Consider the following 26213-nt stretch of genomic DNA (forward strand, 5'->3'; position numbering starts at 1 on the left):
GAGCTCCAAGTATAGATCCAGTTGTTTTAATAAAAATAGTTTTAATTCAATATTTATTTGGTATACCTTCAATGAGGCAAACAATCAGAGAAATAGAAGTAAATGTAGCGTATAGATGGTTTTTAGGTTACTCATTGACCGAAAAAATTCCTCATTTCTCAACATTTAATAAAAACTACGAAAGACGATTTAAAAATACAGATTTATTTGAATCTATATTTAGAGAAATTCTAGCGAGAGCTACAAAATGTGGATTTGTAGATTCTTCTAATATCTATATAGATTCAACACATATAAAAGCTAGCGCTAATAAGAAAAAATATACTAAAGTAGAGGTAGATATTCAAGCAAAGCATTATCAGGAAAAATTAGAAAAAGAGATAAATGAAGATAGAGTAAAACATGGAAAAAGTCCATTGAGTGAAGCAAAAAACGAAGAGGTAAAAAAAAAGAAAAAATAGAGAGTAATACAGATAAGGATAGTGGAATGTTCTTCAAAAATGAAAAAGAGAAATGCTTCGCATATCTAGCGNAAAAGAAAATTTTAGAGATGATGAAATAAATGTTATATTAGATGGATTGGTTCCTGAAAACCATTTAGTAAGAAAAATAGAAAATGCAATAGATTTTAGTTTTATTTATGATAAAGTAAAAGATTTATACTCTCCGTTAGGAGCTCCAAGTATAGATCCTGTTGTTTTAATAAAAATAGTTTTAATTCAATATTTATTTGGCATACCTTCAATGAGGCAAACAATTAGAGAAATAGAAGTAAATGTAGCGTATAGATGGTTTTTAGGTTACTCATTAACTGAAAAAATTCCTCATTTCTCAACTTTTAATAAAAACTATGAAAGACGATTTAAAAATACAGATTTATTTGAATCAATATTTAAAGAAATTTTAGCGAGAGCTACAAAATGTGGATTTGTAGATTCTTCTAATATCTATATAGATTCAACACATATAAAAGCTAGTGCTAATAAGAAAAAATATACTAAAGTAGAGGTAGATATTCAAGCTAAGCATTATCAAGAAAAACTAGAAAAAGAGATAAATGAAGATAGATTAAAACATGGAAAAAGTCCATTATGTGAAGTGAAAAATGAAGAGGTAAAAAAAAAGGAAAAAATAGAGAGTAATACAGATAAGGATAGTGGCATGTTCTTCAAAAATGAAAAAGAAAAATGCTTCGCATATCTAGCGCATACAGCTTGTGATAACAATAATTTCATATTAGATTTTCATATTACATCTGGTAACATACATGATAGCGTAGCTTTTTCCGATTTATATCAAAAGATAAAAAATAATAGTAAACAACATACAACAGCGATAGCTATAGATGCTGGATATATAACTCCTTATATTTGTAAAACTATTTTAGATGATGGTATAATTCCTGCTATTCCATATAAAAGACCTATGACTAAAAAAGGATTTTTTAAGAAATATGAATATGTATATGATGAGTATTATGACTGTTATATTTGTCCTAATAATAAAATTTTAAAATATTCAACTACCAATAGAGATGGGTATAGAGAGTATAAATCTAATCCAAGTGATTGCAAATCTTGTGAACACTTAAATATTTGCACTAATAGTAAAAATAAACAAAAGTTAGTTACAAGGCATATATGGCAAAATTATTTAGAAGAAGCTGATCATCTTAGACATAAGCCATATGTAAAAAAAGTTTACAGTAAACGTAAAGAAACAATTGAACGAGTTTTTGCAGATGCAAAAGAGAAACATGGTATGAGATATACAAAATTAAGAGGCTTGTCGAAAATTGAGATGGAGGTAAGCCTTATTTTCTCATGCATGAATCTAAAAAAATTAGCCAATTGGATGTGGAAAGATACATCCAATAATCTAAGGCTTTCGCCTATTTTTAGTATATTATCACTAAAAATCTTTATAAAAAAGAAAATAGCCATTTTATATAAGTTGAAAATGGCTATTTTGTCTACAATCTGACATTTAGATATTCATCTAAATTTATATTATATTAATCTATTATGCTAATTCTTTTACTAAATATATTGAAATTACTATTATAAAATTTTTTTACTATGAAAATATAACCTATTATAATCTAATATTTACAATAATTGTAATTAACTAACACAACGAGTTATATTATAATTATTTTAGGACATAATAATATTATTTGAATATTATTTTGTTTAAAAGTATACTCTATGGGTATAAATTTTTTATGTATATCGTTAATTTTTTTAGGAGGACTTATTATGAGTAATGTATTTGAAGTAAAAAAAGATATTTACTTTACAGGTGTTGTTGATAAAGATTTAGAAGTTTTTGATATAATAATGGAAACTGAGTTTGGTACAACTTATAACGCTTATATAATAAAAGATGAAAAGACTGTTTTATTTGATACTGTAAAACCAAACTTTAAAGATGAATTTTTAAATAATATATCTCAAGTTACTGATGTGGCTGATATAGACTATGTAGTAGTACATCACACAGAACCTGACCATGCTGGTAGCTTAAAGTATATATTAGATTTAAATCCAAACATAGAAGTATTTTGTACAAAAGCAGCTAAAATGTACTTAGATGAACAAATAAATAAGCCATTTAAATGTCATGTTATAACTGATGGTGAAGTTTTAAATATAGGTAAAAGAAACCTTAAGTTTATAACTGCTCCTTTCCTACATTGGGCTGATACTATGTTTACTTATGTTGAAGAAGATAAAACATTATTTACTTGTGATGCTTTTGGATGTCATTTTGCAAATGTTGATGCTAATTCTGTTGAAAGTGAAGATTACTTAAAATCAGCTAAGCACTACTATGATTGTATAGTTAAGCCTTTTGCTAAACACGTATTAAATGCTATTAATAAAGTTGTTGAATTAGAATTAGATTTTGACACTATATTAACATCACACGGTCCAATGCTTACTAAAGACCCTATGGCTCAAGTTAAAAGATATTTAGATTGGTCTACAGAAGTAGTTAATACTACTAATCAAAACCAAGTTGCTATATTCTATTTATCTGCATATACTAACACTCTAGTTATGGCTAAAAATATAGAAAAGGGCTTACTTGAAGAAGGATGTAAAGTTACTTTATACGACTTAGAAAATATGAACTTAAAAGAAATGCATGACGCAGTAGTTATGTCTAAAGTAATATTATTAGGTTCTCCAACAATAAATAAAACTATGGTTAAGCCAATGTGGGATTTATTCTCTGTTATAGACCCTATGGCTAATGTAGGTAAAATAGGTGGAGTTTTCGGTTCTTATGGTTGGAGTGGTGAAGGTATAACTATGGCTGAAACTTTAATAAAAGCTATGTCATTCAAAATGCCTGTTCCAACTCTTAAAAAGAAATTCTTCCCTTCAGAAGAAACTCTTCAAGAATGTGTAGACTTTGGTAAAGAATTTGCTAAATTAATAAAATAATTTATAAAAAAAGCATCTGTAATTTCAGAGTCTCAGAGCGTAGACAAAGTCTACGCTCTTTTATTTTTGTCAATACTCTTTATGAGGTGATAAATATGTTAACTATAAGAAAAGAAAATTTTAGAGATGATGAAATAAATGTTATATTAGATGGATTGGTTCCTGAAAACCATTTAGTAAGAAAAATAGAAAATGCAATAGATTTTAGTTTTATTTATGATAAAGTAAAAGATTTATACTCTCCGTTAGGAGCTCCAAGTATAGATCCTGTTGTTTTAATAAAAATAGTTTTAATTCAATATTTATTTGGCATACCTTCAATGAGGCAAACAATTAGAGAAATAGAAGTAAATGTAGCGTATAGATGGTTTTTAGGTTACTCATTAACTGAAAAAATTCCTCATTTCTCAACTTTTAATAAAAACTATGAAAGACGATTTAAAAATACAGATTTATTTGAATCAATATTTAAAGAAATTTTAGCGAGAGCTACAAAATGTGGATTTGTAGATTCTTCTAATATCTATATAGATTCAACACATATAAAAGCTAGTGCTAATAAGAAAAAATATACTAAAGTAGAGGTAGATATTCAAGCTAAGCATTATCAAGAAAAACTAGAAAAAGAGATAAATGAAGATAGATTAAAACATGGAAAAAGTCCATTATGTGAAGTGAAAAATGAAGAGGTAAAAAAAAAGGAAAAAATAGAGAGTAATACAGATAAGGATAGTGGCATGTTCTTCAAAAATGAAAAAGAAAAATGCTTCGCATATCTAGCGCATACAGCTTGTGATAACAATAATTTCATATTAGATTTTCATATTACATCTGGTAACATACATGATAGCGTAGCTTTTTCCGATTTATATCAAAAGATAAAAAATAATAGTAAACAACATACAACAGCGATAGCTATAGATGCTGGATATATAACTCCTTATATTTGTAAAACTATTTTAGATGATGGTATAATTCCTGCTATTCCATATAAAAGACCTATGACTAAAAAAGGATTTTTTAAGAAATATGAATATGTATATGATGAGTATTATGACTGTTATATTTGTCCTAATAATAAAATTTTAAAATATTCAACTACCAATAGAGATGGGTATAGAGAGTATAAATCTAATCCAAGTGATTGCAAATCTTGTGAACACTTAAATATTTGCACTAATAGTAAAAATAAACAAAAGTTAGTTACAAGGCATATATGGCAAAATTATTTAGAAGAAGCTGATCATCTTAGACATAAGCCATATGTAAAAAAAGTTTACAGTAAACGTAAAGAAACAATTGAACGAGTTTTTGCAGATGCAAAAGAGAAACATGGTATGAGATATACAAAATTAAGAGGCTTGTCGAAAATTGAGATGGAGGTGAGTCTTATTTTCTCATGCATGAATCTAAAAAAATTAGCTAATTGGATGTGGAAAGATACATCCAATAATCTAAGGCTCACGCCTATTTTTAGTATATTATCACTAAAAATCTTTATAAAAAAGAAAATAGCCATTTTATATAAGTTAAAAATGGCTATTTTGTCTACAATCTGAGCATCTGTAATTTCAGATGCTTTTTTCTATAATTTTAATCTATATTTTATTAGAGTTAAACTCTTTGGCTAGTAGTTTTTCTAACATCTCTCCATGAAAGCTCTCCTCTATTTAATGCATTAATAAATATTTCAGCTGAAGCTAAATTTGTAGCTATAGGTACATGATATACATCACATAATCTTATAAGTGCTTGTATATCAGGTTCATGGGCTTGAGCAGTATGAGGATCTCTTAAAAATATAACTAAATCTATATCTTGAGACACTATTAAAGCCCCTATTTGTTGATCTCCCCCTAGAGGCCCAGATGCCAATCTATTTACATCTAGAGATGTTTCATCCATTATTCTTTTTCCTGTAGTACCTGTACCATATAAACCATAGTTTTTTAATATTCTTTCATATGCTATACAAAATCCTATCATTGTATCTTTCATTTCATCATGTGCTATTAATGCTATATTCATATTACGCTCCTAATTTAAAAGTTTATTTTTTTTCTTCTCATGCCTACATTTAGTACTAATCCAAGATTAGCTAATGATGTAAGTAAAGAACTACCACCATAGCTTATAAATGGAAGTGTTACTCCAGTTACTGGAATTACAGCAACAGTCATACCTATATTTTGAATAATCTGATAAGCAAACATACTCATAACTCCAATTACGATAAGGGTTCCATAAAAATCTTTCGCTTCTCTTGATAAGATTATCATTCTAAGTAAAAATAATGTGTAAAGCAGTATTACAACTAACATTCCTATTACACCTAATTCTTCCCCTATAACAGCAAATATAAAATCACTTTCTTGTACTGGTAAAAATCCTTCTTGGTTCTGAGTCCCATTATATAATCCCTTACCTGTTAAACCTCCAGAACCTATTGCTATCATAGATTGCATAACTTGATAGTTACCCTTATATGTAGGATCATCTGGATGCAAGAATGCTTCAATTCTTTCTTTTTGATGTGATGCCATCATCATATACATTAGCGGAAGTGATACTATAGCTATAATGATAACTCTTTTTATTAGTTTTATATTAAGTCCTGCAGTAAATAACATACCTGCAATTATACAACAAAATACTATAGCTGTACCTAAATCTGGTTGGGCAAATAATAACCCTATAAAAGGTACTGCATAAATAACAACTGGTATTATCTCTTTTAAAGTATTTAACTTATCTTTTTTAGACTCTACTATTTTAGCATAACTCAATATAAATGTTAGTTTAACTAATTCAGATGTCTGAAAATATAAAGGTCCTAGTTTTAACCAAGAACGAGCTCCTCCCATTTGGGCACCTATACCAGGTATTAAAACAATGCCCAATAAAATTAAACTAATAACATATAAACCTTTATAATATTTGCCTAAAAAATTATAGTCAAACATTAATATTCCTATTATCATTAACATTCCTAAACCAAAAGCAGCACCTTGTTTATAAAGTTGGAAGTAGTTACCTGTCTCATTTGCATGAGTAGCACTACTTAATATTAATAACCCAAAAGAAAATATACAAAGTACTATAATTATAAGCTTCCAATCTAGTTGTTTTATCAATTTAATCATCGATTTACGTTCAGCCATATTTTCACCGTCTTTCTAAAATCAATAAAAACCACAAAGGGGGATAATAATCCCCCTTCACCTTTACATTTTTCTCTCTTTTATATTTTTTAGCGGTATATTTGCAACTAGTGCAGATACCGGCATATCATCATTATCTCCTCTAGACTTTGACATTTTTATTTCAAGTCCGTCTTCTTCTATTTCAGCATAATTAGCTATAACTTTAAGAATATCCGTCTTTATAAGATCTAGAAGCTTAGGAGAACAGTCAACTCTATCATGCACTAAAACTAATTTTAATCTTTCTTTTGCTACAGATTTACTAGTTTTAGATTCATTAGAAAAAACTTTAAATAAATCTAACATAGATATATCCTCCTTTACTATTTAGCCATACCAAATATTTTCTTTATTTTAGTGAAGATATTAGCTTCTTCTTCTAACTCTAACATTGGTACATCATCTCCTAGTATCCTTCTTGCTATATTCTTATATGCTTGTCCAGCAAGAGACTTATTGTCAAGTATAGCAGGCTCTCCTTTGTTAGTTGAAACTATTATACTTTCATCATCAGGTACTAAACCTAACAATTTAATGGCTAGTATCTCTATAATATCCTCTTTATTCATCATGTCGCCACGTCTTACCATGTCGTGTCTTATTCTATTTATTACTAATCTTATATCATTTATTTCATTAGCTTCTAATAGTCCTATTATTCTATCAGCATCTCTGACAGCTGATACTTCTGGATTTGTTACAACTATAGCTCTATCTGCTCCTGCTATAGCATTTTTAAAACCTTGTTCTATACCTGCTGGGCAATCTATTATTATATAATCAAATGATTCTCTAAGTTTATTACATAAATCATTCATTTGTTCAACTGTAACTGCATTTTTATCTCTAGTTTGAGCAGCTGGTAATAGGTATAAATTTTCAAATCTTTTATCTTTTATTAATGCCTGTTTTAGTCTGCATGTACCTTCAACAACATCAACTATATCATAAACTATTCTATTTTCAAGTCCCATAACTACATCTAAGTTTCTAAGACCTATATCTGCATCTACTATAACTGTCTTTTTATTTTCTAAACTTAGTGCAGTTCCTAAGTTAGCCGCGGTAGTAGTTTTTCCAACTCCACCTTTACCTGATGTTATAACTATAACTTCACTCATAACACTACCCCCTGTATAATTAATACTTCTTTATTTTATCGTTTTTGGCAAGTAACTCTCTATAACAATTATATCATTACTTACAAATGCTATTTCTGGTATATTATGTTTATTTTCTTCATAATTTTCATCGTCTGGTGCTTCTGCAATGTTTCCAGCTATCTGCAACACTTTAGGATTTAAATTTCCAGCAACTACATATGCATTTTTATTTCCATGTGCTCCTGCATGTATAAATCCAGATACAGATCCCATAACAATAACATTTCCACTTGCTACAACTCTAGCTCCAGAACTTATATCCCCCATAACTACAACATTGCATGTAGCACTTACCTGTGACCCAGATTTCATATCCGTCATTACAATTATATCTCCATCAAACTCAATATTTTCACCTGATCTTAAATTCGTTACGTATTTAGTTTGGAAATTTGTAATTTCTTTTTTATTGTATTCTTCAATAAACTCTACGTCAAATTTAGATGATATATCATCTTTTAACATCATAATTTGTATATCACTTAAATACTCACAGTTTATAGAACAAATCTTTGCTCCATTAAAAAATCCAATAGATGATTCTAATTTATCTATTATGCTATTTTTTATTTCATCAAAAGTCGCTTTTCTTTTGATGTTTACAATTATACCTTTTTTGCTACCTTTAAATTCTACTAATTCACCTGTTGTAAATTCATTCACAGACATAACAACCTCCAGAATGATATATCATTTTATATATTCTTTAAAAAATCTCTAATTCCTTTTTATTTTTTCATTTGTGATACAAAGTTTATGTTTTCTTTTTCTATTGTACCAGTATTTTCATCATTTTTATTATTTTTTTCGCCCTTATTATTGTCTAAATCAAAATATGACCCTAATACCTCTCTAATAAGTAACATTGCATTACTACTACTTTCTCCTTGAGGAATCATAGCAACTACTGCTATTTCAGGATCATCTGCTGGTGCAACTGCTACTGCCCAAGCAAATGACTTATAACTTTCTTTATATGAATCTATTTTTTCATCAGTTATTTTAGGATTTAGTTCTTTTATTGCTTTTCTTAAATACGAAGCATTTACTTTATCAGTGTCTTCTAATTTAACATTGACACCATCTTTTAACTCTTCTTCTAATGACTTTCGTTCTTCCTCTTTTAAATCTTTTCTTTTTAATTCTTCTTTTATTTCATTTATTCTTTCTTCTGTCAATTCCTTTTCTCTTGCTTTTTTCATTTTTTCAGCAAGTTTAACAGCTTCATCTAAAGATACCCCATATGATGACATATGGCTCTTTAAATATTCAACTTCATTTTCAGTAGGTATTTTACCACTTTTTTCTGCAGTACCAGTTTTAGATGCTACACTTATAGGATAATTAGGTCCAAATATTCCTTTTCCTGAACCTTGTGTAGAAACTCTTTTCATACCTTCAATTAAATCTTTTAATTTTTCAGGATTATTGAAATCTATTTTTTCTACTTTATTTTCATCTATATCTACATTATTATAATCATTTGATATAACTCTATCTACTACTGATAATTCTACTAAATTTCCTCCGTTACCAATAGCTGCAACATATCTTGCCATCTGAGCAGGTGTATATTGATTTTCACCTTGACCTATAGATATATTAAATGTATCTGCAGTACTCCATTTTGCAAAATTTAAATAACTAAATACTATAGAGTCTGCTAAAGTTTCTACCCTATCTTCTTTTACCTTCATTTTAGTAAGTCTTTCCATAGCTTCTACTCTACCTACAGTTTTTGTTTCATCTGCCCAAGAAACTATTTCTTCTATCCTACTTTCATATTCTTTAGGATTTTTAGATTTACTTATATCGGTAAAATCATTTGCCATCTCTTTTGTAAGATAATCTCTTAATAAAGTTTTTGTAGTTTCAAGCTTAGCTGCCATATTAGGGACGCTACCTTTTCTTTCGTCTATTTCTTCATTTAATCCAGTATAATCATCAAGACCAAATTTCTTAGCATATTCTATTATGCCTTTTGCTCCAACTTTAACACTTGGGTCTTTCCCACCTGTATAATTTTTACCTGATCCTATAGTGTAAAAATATATATTACAAGATTCTTGTATTGCTTTATACAAATCTGTATATCCATGATTACTTCTAGACTTATGCCATATTAAATCTGCAAAAGGTCTACTTTTAGGTCCTCCTAATCTTATTACTCCAGTATCTTGTATTGCATAGTTTGGGCTTAAACCATTATCTATAGCTGCCATCCCTGTTACCATTTTAAAGGTTGAACCAGGTTGGAATACACCTTGTGTAGCTAAATTAACTTGTGGATTTGCTGCTAAAACATCATTTTTATTTTTAGGCTGTAATGCTTGATAATCTTCATATGATATCCCATTAACAAATTTATTCGGGTCATAATTTGGATAACTTGCCATAGATAAAACATCACCATTTTTAGCATCTATTGCTATAACTGCACCCGATGCAGCATTTTTAGCTGCACTTGAAAAAGTTTTGTTTCCATATTTACTTTTATATGTTCCTCCAACTCTAAGTGCTTCTAATACTCCTTTTAGTGCATTTTCAGTATCTTCTTGCAAGTCCTTATCTATACTAAGGTATACTGTATCTCCTGACTTTGGCTCTGATACATCTAATTCCCTAGTTATTCTACCTAATGCATCAACTTGTACCTTTTTATATCCATCAACTCCACGTAGTTGTTCTTCATAGCTTTTTTCTATACCAGATATACCTACAGTATCTCCTTTAGAATAAGTTTTACCTTCTTCTCTATTAAGATACTTATCCTCTTGTCCAGATGGCATTTTCCCCATATGTCCTAATATATGAGATGCTAAAGTTGTATTAGGATAATATCTAACTGGTTCTACAGCTACTGATACCCCAGGTAATTCTATAGCACTTTCTTCAAGTTGAGATATAGTCTTTTGACTTATATCTGTTGCTATAGTTATTGGATTATACTGAGAATATCCTTGAGACTTTATAAGATCTCTAACTACTAATATTTTTCTTGCATCTGAATCGCTTAAGTTTTTATCAATCTTATAATTTTTGTTATTTCTTATTTCATAAAATGCTTTTTTTGCAGTTATTTTACTATCTTCTATACCATAACTTTCTAACCAGTCTTGCTTATTTTTTTGTTCTGTAAATAGCCACTTACTAACTAGAATCGGTGGATAGTATCCATTTTCATTTAGTTTCTTTTGAAGTTTGCTTACCTCTAATTTTCTATCATCTTGAGTAAGTACACCTTCAGACACCAATTGGTCAACTAAATAATAAAAACTTTCTTTTGCATCTAGCTCTTGAGGTATATTGTTATTATTCTTATACTCTCTTATGTTTTTATCAAATGTATAGTAATATTTTCCATTTTGAATATATATAGGAAATTCATCTATGTACTCTTCATTATTTTTTTCTAATAAGTTTATAAGTTTTAAACATATATCATTTGCCATAGACTTGCCGTTAGAGTCTTTTCTTTTTATTTCATCGCCTGATACTTGAACAGTAAATAAATTTTTATTTCCTGCAAGTAACCTTCCATATCTATCTTTTATTTCACCTCTAGGTGCTTTTATTAAAAGTTGCTTATACGTTTTATTCTCAGCTAACTCAGTATAATGTTCATATTTAAAAGTTGTCATATATAATATCTTTACTAATATAACTACAAAAGCTACTAATATAAGATTCTTTATTATAGATAATCTATCTACTTTTTTTCTTTCTTCCATTCAATCACCAACTAATCTTCTTTAAGTTTAAGTATCGATGTTTTAAATAGGTTATATAGTAATACACTCAAAGTTGAATTAATCAAAGGTATAGTTAATATACCTTTAGTAACTAAATTTAATATTCCATAAGTATTATAAACAGGTATTACTGCAACTATATTTACCATAGAATCAAATAAACTAGCTATAAATACTAATGCAAATATGGTTATATTGCTTTCTTTATATATTTTATTTTTTAAGAAGCTGATTCCATATCCTATTGTAAATAAGATTAATGCATTAACACCAAATATACCACCTACAGCTATATCTTTTACAAGACCTATTATAGCACCTATTATACTCGCATCTGTCTCGTCTAAGTAAAGTGATATTATCGTTATGTAAATTGTAAGTAAGTTAAAACTCACATTGAATATGTCTATATAGTTAGTAATACTCATTTCAACTAGTACTAGCAAAATTCCTAAAAGACAAAGTAAAACCTTCTTCATAATTATAATCACCTTTACCCTATATTCCTTGGTTCAACAATAGTCACATCATCTATATTTTTGAAGTTTACATATGGTTTAACTACTACAAACTTCATAGATTTATTTTTATCATCTATAACTTTATCAACTTCTCCTATAGGTATTCCCTCAGGGTATAATCCAAGACCAGATGTTGTTACTACATCACCAGGTAATACGTTATACGAACTATCAAACATATATCCATACAGGTAACCTTTGTTTTTATAATTTTCTTTATCATCTAGTGTAGAGTTTTGAGTTATGACTCCCTTAAGATTAGAGTCTTTTAATAACTTAAAACTTACAGATGATTTTGTATCTAATAAAGATATAGCTTTACTATAGTTATCAGAAACTTCATATACAATTCCTACCAAACCATTCCCATTTATAACTATACTGTCGTCTTTAACACCTTGCTTTCTTCCAGCACCTATAACAAATGAATCATACCAATTTCCATCATTCTTTCCAACTACACTTGTTGAAATACTTTTAGCTTGGTATTTTTCATCTATATAATTTAAAGCTTTTTTTAGACTATCAAGAGATTGAACATCATCTAATTTATTATTTAATGCTATTACCTCTTCTTTTAATTTTTCATTTTCATCTTGTAAACTCTCTAACTTCTTAGAGTTACTTTTATAATTTATTATATCTTTAAAGTTGTCTCTTAAAAATATAAAACCACTATTTAAATTCTTTCCTATAGGTTCTATTATATCTAAAACAAACTTATCTCCTATAGGATTATTTCCTCCATATCTCCCTATAGATATTCCTACAATTCCAATTAAAGTGATAGCAACTACACCTGTTGCTATCACTTTAAAATTAATCTTTTTTTCTTTTTTATTCTTATCGAATCTCAAAGATATCACCAACTTTTAATTACTTTCTAGCATTCATCATTAATACTTTTTCAAATATTTCTTGATCTTCAACTGACTTACCTGTTCCTAAAGCAACACAATCTAAAGGATTTTCAGCTATTTGTACTGGCATTCCAGTTTCCTGCTTAACTAATTTGTCTAGACCTCTAAGTAATGCTCCCCCTCCAGTTAACATTATTCCGTTTTCCATTATATCTGATGCTAACTCTGGTGGTGTTTTTTCTAAAGTTGACTTTATCGCATCTACTATTGAGTTTATAGGCTCATTTAATGCATCTCTTACTTCTGCTGAACTTATTTCTATTGTCTTAGGTAATCCTGATATTAAATCTCTACCTCTTATTTGCATGTTTTGTTCTTGATCATCCTTAAAAGTAGATCCTATGCTTATCTTTACATCTTCAGCTGTTCTTTCACCTATAGCTAGGTTATATGTCTTTTTAACATAACTAACTATAGATTCATCAAATTCATCTCCACCGATTCTTATTGATTTAGCTGTAACTATACCACCTAAAGATATTATAGCTATTTCAGTAGTACCTCCACCGATATCTACAACCATATTACCTTCTGGCTCTTCTACTCTAAGACCTGCTCCTATAGCTGCAGCCATTGGCTCTTCTATAAGATAAGCATCTCTCGCACCTGCTGTTCTTGCAGCTTCTTCTATTGCTCTTTTTTCTACTTCTGTAACTCCATAAGGAACACATATAGCTATTCTTGGTGTTACAACACCTTTTTTAGCTGCTGCCTTTTGTATAAAGTATCTAAGCATAGATTCAGTAACATCAAAATCAGCTATAACTCCATCTTTCATAGGTCTTATAGCTACTATATTTCCTGGTGTTCTACCTATCATTTTTTTAGCTTCTTCACCAACTGCTAAAACTTCCTTACTGTCATCTCTTATTGCAACAACAGATGGTTCTCTTACTACTATTCCTTGTCCTTTTATGTAAACTAACGTATTAGCTGTTCCTAAGTCTATCCCCATATCTTTTGTCATTTTTTTGAATCCAAACATAGACATGAATCCTTTTTTTTCTTTTTTATCTTTCTTTTCCTTAGTCATAATTGTGCTCCTTCCTATTTTTCAAATTAAATTATCATATTTTCTTTAAAACTAAAATACATTCCGTCTCCAATTATTATATGATCTATAACTTCTATCCCTATTATTTCTCCACAACTAATAAGCCTTTTAGTTATATTTTTATCCTCTACTGAAGGTTCTATACTTCCAGATGGGTGATTATGTATTAAGATAATTTTATTTGAACTCCTTTTTATTGCTTCTATAAAAACTTCTCTCGGATGTACTAGTGATGAGTTTAACGTTCCTACTGATACATCCACATCCGTTATTATTTCATTTTTTGTATTTAAAAGAACTACCTTAAAAACTTCTTTTTTTAGGTATCTTAAACTATCCATATAATATTTATATATATCCCAAGGGTTTTTAACCTTATACTTATTAGGTTTAAAACTTGCGACTCTTCTTCCTAGCTCTAATGCTGCCTTTATCATAGTTGCTTTTGTTAATCCTACACCATCTATTTCGCATAACTCATCAATAGTTATATCTTGTAGATACCTTATGCCTTGAGAATCTTTATTTATTATATAATTTGCTAGGTCAATTACATTTTTTTGCTTGGTTCCGGTTCTAAGAATAATTGCTAATAACTCTGCATTAGATAAACTCTTTTCACCCTGAGCAAGCATTTTTTCTCTAGGCCTTTCTTCTAATGCCATATCTTTAACTGTCATATTTGCATTAAAAGTTTTATTCAGATACATCGCCCTCCATAAAAAGATTTATGTTAAAATATTTTTTTAATAAGTCACTTAGTCTAGATATAGGTAATCCTACTATATTAAAATAATCACCTTGAATTTCCTCTACTAATAGTGCCCCATATCCTTGTATTCCATAAGCTCCTGCCTTATCTAAAGACTCTTTAGTTCTTATATAATCATTTATATCTTCTTCAGATAAATTTTTAAATTTAACATTGCTAATTACATAATCTATTATCTTTTTATTGTTATCTAAATTTATTAAGCTAATTCCAGTTATAACCTGATGAGTTCTGCCAGATAAACTTGTTATCATTTTCCTAGCTTCTATCTCATCTTTAGGTTTCCCTAATACAGTATTGTCTAATACAACAATAGTATCTGCACTTATAACCAAATCACTTTTTTGTCTAGACGCTATATCTATTCCTTTTTCAAATGCAAGCCTCATCACCATCTGACAAGGAGACTCACCTTCTAATCTTAATTCTTCTATGGAACTTGCCATTATTTTAAATTTAACATTAGTATTTTCTAAAATTTCTTTTCTTCTAGGAGAGGCTGATGCCAAGATTATATTCATTGATTCACCTCATTACAGTACTTAGAATTTGTACTTATTAAGTCTATCATTATATTGTAAAAATTTCAACACAAATGTCGAACGTTTATATATAGTATATATCTAATTTACAATAAAAATTAGTTACATTTTAGTAATATTTGAAATTTGCTAACAACAAAAAAATAAAGGTATGAAAACTCATACCTTTATTCTAACCATATTATATAGTTTTAATAGCTTTTTTAGGACATTTTTGCATACATAAGTGGCAACCTACACATTTAGATTCATCGACAATATGCTTTTGTTTCAATTCACCTTGTATTGCATTAAATTTGCATTGTTTTTTACATATTGTGCATCCAATACAAATATCTTGATCTATTGTTACCTTTTTATTTTTGCTAATATCACCCTTTATTACCTTAGTAGGGCATTTTCTTACACATTCCATACACTCAACACATTTTACATAATTTATCTTAGCAATTTTATTTTCAAATTCAATAGCTCCAAACAAACAAGCTTTTTTGCATAATCCACAACCTATACATCCAACACTACATTTTTCTCTAACAGCTTTACCAAAATCTTCACTGCTACACTCAACTACTACTTCTTTGTTAGCTGGTTTTATATGTATTATAGATTTCGGACAAACCTCTATACATTTACCACACATTACACATTTTTCTTCATCTATTATAGCTAATCCATCTATTACAGAAATAGCATCAAACTTACAATACTCCTTACAAGTTCCAAACCCTAAGCATCCAAATCTACAATCCTTTGGCCCTGAATTTAACATACTTGCAGATCTACAATCTTGTATTCCTTCATATTTATATTTATCTTTAGCGCTTTTGCAATCACCCTTACATAATACTTTTGCTACTTGCTTTTCTTCACTTTCAGAAGATACCCCCATTATATCTCCTATTTTAGTTGCACAAATCTCTCCACCTACAGGACAAGCATTTACTGCAGCTTTTCCTTCTACTATTGCATTTGCAAGACCTCCACAGCCTGGAAATCCACACCCACCACAGTTAGCACCTGGAAGTACTTCAATTATAGATTCTACTCTTTCATCTACATCTACTGCAAATTTTTTAGAAGCATATGCTAAAATTGCTCCAAATATTAGCCCTAAAGCTCCTAGAACTAAAACAGAATTTAGTATCGACACTACATACACCCCCAATTTATAGATTTATGAGACCTGAAAATCCTAAAAAAGCTATTGACATTAAGCTTGCAGCTATCATAGTTGCTGGGAACCCTTTAAAACTTTCTGGTATGTCTGCTAATTCTAATCTTTCTCTTATTCCCGCAAATAAAACTATAGCTAAAGTAAATCCTATTCCTGCTCCAAATCCATTTACCATTGTTTCTACTAAATTATAGTTATTTTGAACGTTAACAAGTGCTATACCTAAAACTGCACAGTTTGTAGTTATAAGAGGTAAAAATACTCCTAACGCTTGATATAACGATGGACTCATTTTTTGTATAACCATCTCAACAAATTGAACTATAGATGCTATTACTAATATAAATGCTATTGTCTGTAAAAATTGATTATTAGTTATTTCTAATAGTTTTTGAACAAAGTATGTTATAAAAGAGGCTAAAGTTAAAACAAATGTAACTGCAGCACCCATTCCTATAGCTGTATCAACTTTTTTAGATACACCTAAAAAAGGACATATCCCCATAAACTGAGAAGTTATAACATTATTTACAAGTACTATACTTAAAAATAAAAGGATTAAATTCATTATTTCTTCCCCCCTATGCCTTTTTATTTCTTAACTTATTAAACCCTGCAAGTAAAAATCCTAATGATAAGAATGCACCTGGAGGTAGTATAAATAATAGGGCTGGTTGGTACGATGCACCAAATAAGCTCATTCCAAATAAAGTCCCATTACCTAATATTTCTCTTACTATACCTAGTGCAGTTAATGCTAATGTAAATCCAAGACCCATTCCGATTCCATCTACTGCTGATTTTATAGGTGTATTCTTAGAGGCAAAACTTTCTGCACGAGCTAATATTAAACAATTAACAACTATTAAAGGTATAAACAAACCTAGGGCATCATCTAACGCTGGTATATATGCCTTAAGTAACATACCTACCATAGTAACAAAGGTTGCTATTACAACTATAAAAGCTGGTATTCTTATTTTATCTGGTATAAATTTTCTCATTAGGGATATTACTATATTCGAACAAATTAAAACTGCAGTTGTAGAAAGTCCCATTCCTAATCCATTTATAGCAGATGTAGTTACACCTAGAGTAGGACACATACCTATTACTTGTACAAGTACTGGGTTTTCATCTACTATTCCATTTTTCAATAATTTCGTAAACTTCATATTCTACCCCTCCATCTTATTAAATAGATTAACAGCTGCATTAACAGCGTTAACTATTGATTTTGATGATATCGTAGCACCAGATACAACTTGTATATCATTTTCTTTTTTACGAGCCTCTGATACTAGTTCAACTTCTTGAGCTTTTATATTTTCAAATTGTTTTTTAAGACCTGTATCAAATGTAGACGCTAAATATTGATTTTTTCTAGTATTTATACCTAGTTCAACACCTTTTATTTGACCATCAGTAGTGATTCCAACTAAAACTTCTGTTTTTTCACTATATCCATCTGTTTCAGTATCAAATATATAACCTATTATTTCATCTCCATTTTTAGCTTCATAAACTCTTAAAACTTCCCCTTCTGCTTTACCTTTTAATTCTGTAAATGAAGCTGATTTAAATATTTTTTCCTTTGGATCTATATTTTCATCATAAGCCATTTCATTATCATTACCTGATAATTTTTCATTATATATTTTCATTGCGGCATTTACACCACTGGTAACTCCATTAGAAGTTATAGTTGCTCCAGATATTGCAGATATTTCATTATCATTATTTGCACTTCCTTTTACTACTAAAAGTGAATTTGATACATCTTTATCTACATATTGATTCTTAAACATAGGTTCTGTAGCTTTTGATCCTAATCCTGGAGTTTCACTATGATTACCTATCTCTACACCTGTTATTTTGCTATCTTTAGATATCCCAACCATTAATTCAATAGCTCCACCATATCCTTTTGATGATGTTTTTATTGTATAACCTATAACTTGTCCATCTTTTATACCTTCATAAACCTCAAGAACTATATCCGAATTCATACCTTCTAATTCTTTAAATTCATCAGCCTCTGGTAGTACAGTTTTACGTGCTTCATTACTTGCTTGAATATTTCTTTCTTCTATAACTGGTGCTGTAATATTATTTGTGACACCTAATACTAATGCTGCAACTGCACATATTGCAAATAAAGTTACCCCTAATTTTAATATATCTTTCATTATTTAGACACCTCCCCAAATACTTTTGTCTTAGTGTACTTGTCTATAAGAGGAGTCATTATATTAACTAGTAGTATTGAGTATGATACTCCCTCTGGATAACCACCATAGAGTCTTATTACCGTTGTAATTAAACCAGCTAAAACTGCATATATAATTTGGCCTTTTTTAGTCATTGGTGAAGTTGTATAATCAGTTAGCATAAAGAATGCACCTAACATTAATCCCCCTGCTAATAACTCATATATTACAAAGGTAAAATTAAATCCACCTAATATAAACATTAAAATAGCTACTGTACATATATAAAATGTTGGTATAACATAATTTATAATACCTTTATACATTAAATATAATCCTCCTAATATAATTAGTACAGCTGATGTTTCTCCTATACATCCACCTATATTTCCTATAAGCATATTACTAATACTTATTCCACTATCTGCTAAAGATGAAACTCCATTTGATCCTGCCTTTAAAAAACTTAACGGTGTTGCTGTTGTATAAGCATCTATATTTCCTGAACTTACCCAATTTACTCCTGTTCTTGTCCACAGTGTCATTGCAACTGGGAAAGAAGCTAATAAAAATGCTCTCGCTGCAAGTGCAGGATTTACAAAATTATTTCCTATTCCACCGAATACCATTTTTACTACTATTATTGCAAATGCTGCCCCTAATAAACACATCCACCATGGAAGTGATGCAGGAACATTAAATGCTAATAATAATCCTGTTACAACTGCTGAAAAATCTCCTATGGTACTTTCTTGTTTAGAAATTTTTTGACATAAAAACTCTGCCCCAACTGAGCCAGTTACACAAAAGAATATTACATTTAGTGCACTTAATCTAAAAAAGAATAGTGCAGCTAATGTAGCAGGAAGAAGTGCTATCACAACTTGCTTCATTATATATGATGTATCTTTATTAGTTCTCACATGAGGAGACGACGATACTATCAGCTTATTTTCCATCATTTTTCCCCCTAATTTAACCTATTTGTTAATAGGTTCCTTTTTTATTTACTATTATTTCTCTTTTTGCATTTCTTATTGATTGAAGTAATGGTCTCCTTGCTGGACATATAAATGAGCATGACCCACATTCAATACAATCTAAAGCTCTATAACTTTCTGCACTTTCATAATCATTTTTCAATGAATAAGCACTTATATATAATGGTTGTAAAAATGCTGGACATACATCTAGACACTTTCCACATCTTAAACAGTTTTGTGGCTTTGGAGTTTTTGATTCCTGCTTATCTAAACATAATATTCCTGACGCACCCTTATTTATAGGAATATTTATAGTATACTGTGCTATCCCCATCATCGGACCACCTATTATAATTTTTCCAACAGTTTTACCTTCTTTGAAACCACCACATTGTTCTATTATTTCAGATACTAAAGTTCCAACTCTAGTTACTAAGTTTTTAGGCTCAGTTATACAGCTGCCTGTTACTGTAGTTATTCTTTCAACTAAAGGCATCCCTGTTTTTATAGTTCTTGCTATTTGAGCTGCGGTTGCAACGTTATTTACAACAACACCTACATCCATAGGAAGACCTCCTGATGGAACTTCTCTTTTTGTACATGCATATATAAGTTGCTTTTCAGCTCCTTGAGGATATTTTATCTCAAGCCTTGAAACTTCAATATTTTCATATTTTTTAACTTCTTTTTCTATAGCTTCTATAGCATCTAATTTATTTACCTCTATACCTATATAACCTTTTTTTACATCTAATGCCTTCATAAGAATATATAATCCATAAACCACATCTTCTGGATTTTCTAACATAAGCCTATGGTCAGCTGTTAAATATGGCTCACATTCAGCTCCATTTAATATAACAGTATCTATATTCTTGCCTTGAGGTGGAGATATCTTAACATGAGTTGGAAATGTAGCTCCACCCATACCTACAATTCCAGCTTCTTTAACTATATTTACTATTTCTTCTTTCGTTAAATTTTCTATATCCTTATTTGGTATAACGCTTTCATGAACCTCATCTTTAAAATCATTTTCAATTATTATACACATACCTCTACCACCAGGTAACTCATGTTCTTCAATTCCTATAACTTTACCTGACACAGATGAATGAACGTTACAAGATACAAAACCTTGTTGCTCCCCTATCTTTTGCCCTAATTTTACTTTCTCCCCAACTTTAACAATTTCCTTTGCTGGCGCACCTATATGTTGTTGAAGAGGTATATATACGACTTTTGGACTTTCTACTTTCTCTATAGCCTTTTTTTCTGAATACTCTTTATTGTATTGAGGATGTACTCCCCCCTTAAAAGTTAAGAGCTTCATTTTCTTACCCCCTTATCTAAAAAATAAATAATTATTCTATTTATTTTTATTATACTATAGTATTATCCAAAATTTAACATAATCATTTTTTATCAGTACTTAAGTTATTTACTTTTAAAACAAAAAAGGTTGTATAAACAACCTTTTAAATTTATTGAATAGAGTTTATAAAAGTTAAATACCCTTGTAAGCTATTTAAAAATATACCTTCGCTTATATTATAATTTTGTTCATTTGCAGACTTAGAAGCTTCTTCTATATTTTTATCTACATTATTTAGATATGTAGTCAAATTAGACTTAAATACCTCTGCTCCTTTATAATCAATTTTACTAACTTCTTTTTCTATGTTTTTAACCATCGTTTTTCTATTAGTTAATATAGTATTATACTCTTCCAAATTTATATTATTCTTATTATCTGTCCATAATTTAGATTCTAATTCAAAGTTATCTATAAGACTACCTAACTGTTCTGATATTGTTTCTAAGTATGAATATTTACTAGTATACTCCAAAGATAAAACAGGCATTTTTACTTCTGCTAAAAATGCATCTGGATATAATACTCTTATACCTTCTAAATGATTTCTTATACTTTCTTTATCAAATGATACATATGTCTGAACTTTATTTACTCCCTCTATATTTATAGTAGAAAAAGGAACTTTTTCTTTACTTAATACCTCTTCTATTTTGCTAATTTCATCTTTATCTTCAACTGAGGCAACTTGTATTGTATATACATTCCAACCTTTTACTTTTGCAACTTTTACATCCTCATTGACCTCATCAGTTTTTGCTTCATTATTCTCTTCTTTAATTTTATCTATTTCTTTAGATATGTCATTATAATCAACAGTTTCTAATCCATTATCATTTGATTTTTTTAAATCAAAAAATGGTGCTTTTAACTCAATAGATGCAACTTTTTCTTTTATACTATTAAACATATTACTATTTTTAAATTGTATATATCCATATCCACATATTAAACATATACTTGCTCCAACTATATATATCTTTATTACCCTATTTTTTCTTCTTTTATTAAATCCTTTGTATATCGATCTTCTTTTATTCATTAGTTAATTCCCCCTTAAAAGTGTTCTTACTAATGTATATTTAACTTGTCTAATATTTATGAATATAAATTTTAGGGTATTATATTTTTATTTTTGCAAATACAGGATAATGATCCGACATATCTTTTATAATAACATCATAATCTATAACTTCTATATTCGATGATACGAATATATAATCTATTCTATCTAATCCCGTTGGAAAAGTTAAAATATTTGATTTTCCTAACTCTTTTGCAACATCTTTTAATATATCTTCCTCTACAGTTACGCCTCCTTGATTAAAATCTCCTACAACTATATAAGGTTCATCTCCTAATTTTTTTATAAAATCTAATAATTCTCTTATTTGTATTCCTCGCTCTTCATCATCTAAGCCTAAATGTATATTTATTATATTTAACTTCCGATAATCAACTTTAACTACAGTATGTAACATACCTCGTTGTTCACGAAAACTACTTAAATATATATGCTCTTCACCCTTAATTGGGTACTTTGAATATGTAACAAGTCCATAATTAAATCCTAAATCTACAACATTTGCTCCAAAATGAGAGTTCATCTTTAACTCTTCTTTGAAGCTACTTACTTGAAATCCCGCTCTAGCAGACTCGTTTACTTCTTGTAAACAAATTATATCTGCATTAGATTGTTTTAAAAAGTCAATTGTATCAAAAAGTGTTGGAAACATATTCTTATTAAGTCCACTATGTATATTGTAACTTATTATATTAATTTCCCTTCTAGGAGGAAATAACTTTATCTCTACCATTAAAGATATAAACATTATAATTATTATCAAACTTACTATGATAAAATTTCTCTTTTTTATAGTATATCAACTCCTTCTGTCTTTTCATTTATATTATATGCGAATAAAAAAATTAAAGACACTTATATAAGCATCTTTAATTTTTGAGTTTTATTTTTTCTTTGTAAGTTTTTCTTTCATAATATAATTTATTACTTTTCGTCTTATATCTTCAGCACTTTCCTCGTCCTCTACATTTATATCTAATAGTCTAGCTATAGATTTCATATCTTTTCTTGTTTTAGATTTATAACTTTCTATCAAATCTAATTTTATCTTCTCCGGCTCTAATATACATTCTTCATCTCCATTTCTATAAAGTACATATTTTTCAGAGTATTCTTTTCTATTTAAATATATATAATTAGATATTCTTTTCAAAGTTTGAGTATATGAACTTTTCGCATTAACATTAATCCCTAAATATCTAGCAAATTTAACTAGTTCATTTTTTGATTTAAACAATTCCTCTGATTTTATTACTCTAGCCACAGATTGAACATTTTCTTGACTAGAACCTCTCTTTAATATTTTTGAATATATTTTATTTACACTTATGTCGTCTAAGTAATTTTTTATATTTTCATTTATAATTTTATCTATATTACCTTCAAAATATTTTTGAACACCCTTTTGAGATGAGTAATTACTAATTTCGTCTTGGGCCATTTCTAGTATCATTCTTTTTAAATTTTCTTTATATACTCTCTCTTCCAAGATACTCCCCCCCTGATTATTTATATTATATTCAATAAATTTTCAAATGTGAGTTAAGCGCTTGAACAACTTTAAATATGCATCAAAAAAATTTATATATTTTTTCATTTTATATGTATATAAAAATCAAACATGGACATAATATTAATGTAAAATCAAACATACTCAATCTCCCCCATTAGACTTCTATTTTCCCCCAATAGAAGTCTTTTTTTATAAAAATAAAGACACCCATTAATTTGGATGTCTTTATCTTTATAATTCTATTATATCTTTTAGTTCAAAATCTAATTCTTCTATAACTTCTTTCAACTTAGTTATATCTATATCATCGTTCATATCAACTACTGCATATTTGTTCTCTAAGCTAATTTCTATAATTTCAACTCCTTTTATATCTTCTGTAAGAGCTGTATTTAAGTGATTAGCACAGTGGTTACAACTCATGCCATCTATTAATAACTTCTTTTTCATATTAATATACCTCCTTATACCCTATATAGGTATATTGTATCATAATATTTATTATATATATATATTAAAGTTAAAAATAGAGGTATTATTTCTAATTTAAATATTATCAATAAAATTTTTAATTGTTGTAAAATAAAAAATAGAATTCTAATGAATTCTATTTCATTGGTTCGGAAAGCGGGACTTGAACCCGCACGAGTACATACTCGCTACCCCCTCAAGATAGTGCGTCTGCCGATTCCGCCATTTCCGCATATTTTACTTATACTATAAGAATAATTAACTTATAATAGTTAGTCAACATTTTTAATATAATATTAATATAAAAGCACCTAATAAAATTATTAGATGCCTTTATATTTATTTAGCTATATCTAAATTAGTAATACCTTCATATATATCAAAACTATTAGGACTTATTTTACCTTCTATTCTTCTATTAGTTACTATATAATCATATCTAATAACTAAACTCATAAATAATGCATTTTCATTTACATATTTTTGAATTGATTTGTATATATCTCTTATTTGAGATTCTGTAGTTGCATTTTTTAACGAATTAATATAATTAGTTAATTTTTCATCTTCATATCCTATACTCTCAAGTATATTAGTTGCATCTGGCACTAAAGATAATTCCCATCCAACTAATGCTAAATCATAATTTTTCTCATTTAAAGCTTTATTCATATCTTCAATTGATAGCTCTTCAATTGTATTTTTGATTCCTATATCTTTTAAATTATCACTTATTATATAAGCTGACTTTTTTCTTTCAGGATTATCTTTATTTACTATTATTTTTAAATTTAATTTTGATATTTGCTCCTTTATTACTTTCTCTTTATCCTCTTTTGTAGTTGTTTCATTATCAGTTATATTATCTTTTTTATTATTTGTTTCTAAATTTGATTTATTAAGATCTTGTACTGTATTTTTATTATTTTTTGTATTCTTATCTATATTATTAATATTTTCATTTGTCTCAAGAGTTACTTCTGATAAATATTTTTTAGCCTTTTCTTTACTATACTCTAAAGTCTTTATATCTTTATCATAATATTTTGACTTAGAATTAAGTGGAAATTTTACTAAAGTAGCATTATTTATATACCCTTCCTCAAGTATCTTATCCTTATTAATCGAGCTTATTATAGCTTTCCTAAAGTTTATATCTTTAAAAAATTCATTATTATAATTAAAAAGCAAGCATTCATAATCTCTACTTTCATATGTAGTTGTTTTAAACTCTTTTTCATAGAATTTACTTAAATCATCTAATGAAATTTTGGCTATATCACTATCTAATGATATAACCATAGATACTTGCGCTTCTTCATCTGGGACAATTTCAACCTCTATATTTTTTGCTGTTGATGGAAGTTGATCATAATAACTATCATTAATAATTAATGATATGTTTTTTCTTTCCTCATAATTTTTTATTTTATATGCTCCATTACCTACTAGATTATTTTTGTAGTTATTTATATTCTTATCCTTCTCTAGTTGTTTTTCTGATACTATAGGAAATATTAATGTATCTATAGAAAAAGCATATTTATCATTAAAATTTATATTAAACTCTTTATCATTAATTATTAATATAGATGATATGTTTTCAACTAATTCATTATATGGACTATCTATATTTTGCTTAATTAAATCTACAGTAAATTTTACGTCACTAGAAGTTAATGTAGTTCCATCATGCCATTTAATATCTTTTAGCTTAATATTTATACTCATACCATCATTTTCTATTTTATATTCTTCTACTAACTGAGGAACTGTATCATAATTTTCGTCTATAGTAAATAAACTATCATATATTAAGTTCATTATATAACCGACTGACTTATTTTTATTAGTTATCGGATTTATAGTTTCAGGTTGCATCATAGTTAAATTTATAGTTTTAGAAGTTATTGCACTAGGTTTATTCTCTAGAACTTCTCCACTTTCTTCCTCCATGCTGCATCCAACTAAGCTAGCTACCATAACTAGAATAATCGTCATAAATTTTATCTTATTCATTG

25 protein-coding genes and 1 pseudogene are annotated in these 26213 nt (G+C 28.4%); 4 read left to right on the forward strand and 22 right to left on the reverse strand.

The annotated features are described in order from the left end of the window. From BN7997_RS13480 to BN7997_RS13495, 4 genes and pseudogenes are all read left to right on the forward strand, one after another. Positions 1 to 526, forward strand: a pseudogene (locus tag BN7997_RS13480) (transposase); the annotation flags it as partial. Further along, complete coding sequence (locus BN7997_RS13485) at positions 514 to 1983, forward strand: IS1182 family transposase (RefSeq protein ID WP_143023216.1); 1470 nt, start codon at positions 514 to 516, stop codon at positions 1981 to 1983. The pseudogene BN7997_RS13480 and the gene BN7997_RS13485, both read left to right, overlap by 13 nt. 275 nt (positions 1984 to 2258) lie before the next feature. Continuing rightward, positions 2259 to 3452, forward strand: coding sequence for an FprA family A-type flavoprotein (locus BN7997_RS13490; protein ID WP_071121263.1), 1194 nt, complete (start codon positions 2259 to 2261; stop codon positions 3450 to 3452). 95 nt (positions 3453 to 3547) lie between these two features. Next, complete coding sequence (locus tag BN7997_RS13495; RefSeq protein WP_071119372.1) at positions 3548 to 5011, forward strand: IS1182 family transposase; 1464 nt, start codon at positions 3548 to 3550, stop codon at positions 5009 to 5011. Between the two features lie 55 nt (positions 5012 to 5066). Here BN7997_RS13495 and BN7997_RS13500 read toward each other — a convergent pair whose 3' ends face one another. The 22 genes from BN7997_RS13500 to BN7997_RS13610 form a co-directional block, all read right to left on the reverse strand. After that, positions 5067 to 5480 carry a methylglyoxal synthase gene (locus BN7997_RS13500; RefSeq protein ID WP_071121264.1) on the reverse strand — a complete coding sequence of 138 codons (414 nt, stop codon included), beginning with the start codon at positions 5478 to 5480 and terminating at the stop codon, positions 5067 to 5069. Positions 5481 to 5494: 14 nt separating this feature from the next. Continuing rightward, a complete protein-coding gene (rodA, locus tag BN7997_RS13505) occupies positions 5495 to 6613 on the reverse strand; it encodes a rod shape-determining protein RodA (protein ID WP_071121265.1) in 1119 nt (372 codons plus the stop codon). Between the two features lie 63 nt (positions 6614 to 6676). Further along, the gene (minE, locus tag BN7997_RS13510; RefSeq protein ID WP_071121266.1) at positions 6677 to 6961 is read right to left on the reverse strand and encodes a cell division topological specificity factor MinE; all 285 of its coding nucleotides are present in this window, start codon (positions 6959 to 6961) and stop codon (positions 6677 to 6679) included. 17 nt (positions 6962 to 6978) lie between these two features. Further along, positions 6979 to 7776 carry a septum site-determining protein MinD gene (minD, locus tag BN7997_RS13515; RefSeq protein ID WP_071121267.1) on the reverse strand — a complete coding sequence of 266 codons (798 nt, stop codon included), beginning with the start codon at positions 7774 to 7776 and terminating at the stop codon, positions 6979 to 6981. 30 nt (positions 7777 to 7806) lie between these two features. Further along, positions 7807 to 8487 (reverse strand): septum site-determining protein MinC, encoded by a 681-nt coding sequence (locus tag BN7997_RS13520; RefSeq protein WP_071121268.1) that lies wholly within the window; start codon positions 8485 to 8487, stop codon positions 7807 to 7809. A gap of 59 nt (positions 8488 to 8546) precedes the next feature. Further along, complete coding sequence (locus tag BN7997_RS13525; protein ID WP_071121269.1) at positions 8547 to 11549, reverse strand: penicillin-binding transpeptidase domain-containing protein; 3003 nt, start codon at positions 11547 to 11549, stop codon at positions 8547 to 8549. 11 nt (positions 11550 to 11560) lie between these two features. Continuing rightward, on the reverse strand, positions 11561 to 12049 hold the full coding sequence (gene mreD, locus BN7997_RS13530; protein WP_071121270.1) for a rod shape-determining protein MreD: 489 nt from the start codon (positions 12047 to 12049) through the stop codon (positions 11561 to 11563). A 14-nt stretch (positions 12050 to 12063) separates the two neighbouring features. Further along, positions 12064 to 12957, reverse strand: coding sequence for a rod shape-determining protein MreC (mreC, locus tag BN7997_RS13535; RefSeq protein ID WP_242873423.1), 894 nt, complete (start codon positions 12955 to 12957; stop codon positions 12064 to 12066). A 10-nt stretch (positions 12958 to 12967) separates the two neighbouring features. After that, complete coding sequence (locus BN7997_RS13540; protein ID WP_071121272.1) at positions 12968 to 14044, reverse strand: rod shape-determining protein; 1077 nt, start codon at positions 14042 to 14044, stop codon at positions 12968 to 12970. Between the two features lie 26 nt (positions 14045 to 14070). Next, positions 14071 to 14730 carry a RadC family protein gene (gene radC / locus BN7997_RS13545; RefSeq protein WP_071121444.1) on the reverse strand — a complete coding sequence of 220 codons (660 nt, stop codon included), beginning with the start codon at positions 14728 to 14730 and terminating at the stop codon, positions 14071 to 14073. 31 nt (positions 14731 to 14761) lie between these two features. Beyond that, on the reverse strand, positions 14762 to 15358 hold the full coding sequence (locus tag BN7997_RS13550; RefSeq protein ID WP_071121273.1) for a Maf family protein: 597 nt from the start codon (positions 15356 to 15358) through the stop codon (positions 14762 to 14764). A gap of 202 nt (positions 15359 to 15560) precedes the next feature. Further along, positions 15561 to 16532 carry an RnfABCDGE type electron transport complex subunit B gene (locus tag BN7997_RS13555; RefSeq protein ID WP_071121274.1) on the reverse strand — a complete coding sequence of 324 codons (972 nt, stop codon included), beginning with the start codon at positions 16530 to 16532 and terminating at the stop codon, positions 15561 to 15563. 16 nt (positions 16533 to 16548) lie between these two features. Continuing rightward, positions 16549 to 17124, reverse strand: coding sequence for an electron transport complex subunit RsxA (gene rsxA / locus BN7997_RS13560; RefSeq protein WP_071121275.1), 576 nt, complete (start codon positions 17122 to 17124; stop codon positions 16549 to 16551). A 13-nt stretch (positions 17125 to 17137) separates the two neighbouring features. Beyond that, positions 17138 to 17731 carry an electron transport complex subunit RsxE gene (rsxE, locus tag BN7997_RS13565; protein ID WP_071121276.1) on the reverse strand — a complete coding sequence of 198 codons (594 nt, stop codon included), beginning with the start codon at positions 17729 to 17731 and terminating at the stop codon, positions 17138 to 17140. 3 nt (positions 17732 to 17734) lie between these two features. After that, on the reverse strand, positions 17735 to 18745 hold the full coding sequence (locus BN7997_RS16350) for an RnfABCDGE type electron transport complex subunit G (protein ID WP_071121277.1): 1011 nt from the start codon (positions 18743 to 18745) through the stop codon (positions 17735 to 17737). After that, on the reverse strand, positions 18745 to 19725 hold the full coding sequence (locus tag BN7997_RS13575; protein WP_071121278.1) for an RnfABCDGE type electron transport complex subunit D: 981 nt from the start codon (positions 19723 to 19725) through the stop codon (positions 18745 to 18747). The genes BN7997_RS16350 and BN7997_RS13575 overlap by 1 nt, the downstream gene beginning before the upstream one ends. A gap of 28 nt (positions 19726 to 19753) precedes the next feature. Then, positions 19754 to 21082, reverse strand: coding sequence for an electron transport complex subunit RsxC (gene rsxC, locus BN7997_RS13580; protein WP_071121279.1), 1329 nt, complete (start codon positions 21080 to 21082; stop codon positions 19754 to 19756). Between the two features lie 151 nt (positions 21083 to 21233). After that, on the reverse strand, positions 21234 to 22166 hold the full coding sequence (locus BN7997_RS13585) for a TroA family protein (RefSeq protein ID WP_071121280.1): 933 nt from the start codon (positions 22164 to 22166) through the stop codon (positions 21234 to 21236). A gap of 79 nt (positions 22167 to 22245) precedes the next feature. Further along, positions 22246 to 22971, reverse strand: coding sequence for an endonuclease/exonuclease/phosphatase family protein (locus BN7997_RS13590; protein WP_242873424.1), 726 nt, complete (start codon positions 22969 to 22971; stop codon positions 22246 to 22248). A gap of 120 nt (positions 22972 to 23091) precedes the next feature. Beyond that, positions 23092 to 23697, reverse strand: coding sequence for a hypothetical protein (locus BN7997_RS13595; protein ID WP_071121281.1), 606 nt, complete (start codon positions 23695 to 23697; stop codon positions 23092 to 23094). 255 nt (positions 23698 to 23952) lie between these two features. Then, positions 23953 to 24171 (reverse strand): heavy-metal-associated domain-containing protein, encoded by a 219-nt coding sequence (locus tag BN7997_RS13600; protein WP_071121282.1) that lies wholly within the window; start codon positions 24169 to 24171, stop codon positions 23953 to 23955. 360 nt (positions 24172 to 24531) lie between these two features. Continuing rightward, positions 24532 to 26211 (reverse strand): ABC transporter substrate-binding protein, encoded by a 1680-nt coding sequence (locus BN7997_RS13610; protein ID WP_071121283.1) that lies wholly within the window; start codon positions 26209 to 26211, stop codon positions 24532 to 24534. Positions 26212 to 26213: the final 2 nt, after the last annotated feature.

The sequence above is a fragment of the Romboutsia timonensis genome, assembly GCF_900106845.1.
GTDB lineage: Bacteria > Bacillota > Clostridia > Peptostreptococcales > Peptostreptococcaceae > Romboutsia > Romboutsia timonensis.

What these genes read in the sequence shown, in the direction of transcription:
- BN7997_RS13490 (WP_071121263.1), top strand. Translation starts at nt 2,259, where the DNA reads ATGAGTAATGTATTTGAAGTAAAAAAAGATATTTACTTTACAGGTGTT.
- BN7997_RS13495 (WP_071119372.1), top strand. Translation starts at nt 3,548, where the DNA reads ATGTTAACTATAAGAAAAGAAAATTTTAGAGATGATGAAATAAATGTT.
- BN7997_RS13500 (WP_071121264.1), bottom strand. Translation starts at nt 5,480, where the DNA reads ATGAATATAGCATTAATAGCACATGATGAAATGAAAGATACAATGATA.
- rodA (WP_071121265.1), bottom strand. Translation starts at nt 6,613, where the DNA reads ATGGCTGAACGTAAATCGATGATTAAATTGATAAAACAACTAGATTGG.
- minE (WP_071121266.1), bottom strand. Translation starts at nt 6,961, where the DNA reads ATGTTAGATTTATTTAAAGTTTTTTCTAATGAATCTAAAACTAGTAAA.
- minD (WP_071121267.1), bottom strand. Translation starts at nt 7,776, where the DNA reads ATGAGTGAAGTTATAGTTATAACATCAGGTAAAGGTGGAGTTGGAAAA.
- BN7997_RS13520 (WP_071121268.1), bottom strand. Translation starts at nt 8,487, where the DNA reads ATGTCTGTGAATGAATTTACAACAGGTGAATTAGTAGAATTTAAAGGT.
- BN7997_RS13525 (WP_071121269.1), bottom strand. Translation starts at nt 11,549, where the DNA reads ATGGAAGAAAGAAAAAAAGTAGATAGATTATCTATAATAAAGAATCTT.
- mreD (WP_071121270.1), bottom strand. Translation starts at nt 12,049, where the DNA reads ATGAAGAAGGTTTTACTTTGTCTTTTAGGAATTTTGCTAGTACTAGTT.
- BN7997_RS13540 (WP_071121272.1), bottom strand. Translation starts at nt 14,044, where the DNA reads ATGACTAAGGAAAAGAAAGATAAAAAAGAAAAAAAAGGATTCATGTCT.
- radC (WP_071121444.1), bottom strand. Translation starts at nt 14,730, where the DNA reads ATGGCATTAGAAGAAAGGCCTAGAGAAAAAATGCTTGCTCAGGGTGAA.
- BN7997_RS13550 (WP_071121273.1), bottom strand. Translation starts at nt 15,358, where the DNA reads ATGAATATAATCTTGGCATCAGCCTCTCCTAGAAGAAAAGAAATTTTA.
- rsxA (WP_071121275.1), bottom strand. Translation starts at nt 17,124, where the DNA reads ATGAATTTAATCCTTTTATTTTTAAGTATAGTACTTGTAAATAATGTT.
- rsxE (WP_071121276.1), bottom strand. Translation starts at nt 17,731, where the DNA reads ATGAAGTTTACGAAATTATTGAAAAATGGAATAGTAGATGAAAACCCA.
- BN7997_RS16350 (WP_071121277.1), bottom strand. Translation starts at nt 18,745, where the DNA reads ATGAAAGATATATTAAAATTAGGGGTAACTTTATTTGCAATATGTGCA.
- BN7997_RS13575 (WP_071121278.1), bottom strand. Translation starts at nt 19,725, where the DNA reads ATGGAAAATAAGCTGATAGTATCGTCGTCTCCTCATGTGAGAACTAAT.
- rsxC (WP_071121279.1), bottom strand. Translation starts at nt 21,082, where the DNA reads ATGAAGCTCTTAACTTTTAAGGGGGGAGTACATCCTCAATACAATAAA.
- BN7997_RS13585 (WP_071121280.1), bottom strand. Translation starts at nt 22,166, where the DNA reads ATGAATAAAAGAAGATCGATATACAAAGGATTTAATAAAAGAAGAAAA.
- BN7997_RS13600 (WP_071121282.1), bottom strand. Translation starts at nt 24,171, where the DNA reads ATGAAAAAGAAGTTATTAATAGATGGCATGAGTTGTAACCACTGTGCT.
- BN7997_RS13610 (WP_071121283.1), bottom strand. Translation starts at nt 26,211, where the DNA reads ATGAATAAGATAAAATTTATGACGATTATTCTAGTTATGGTAGCTAGC.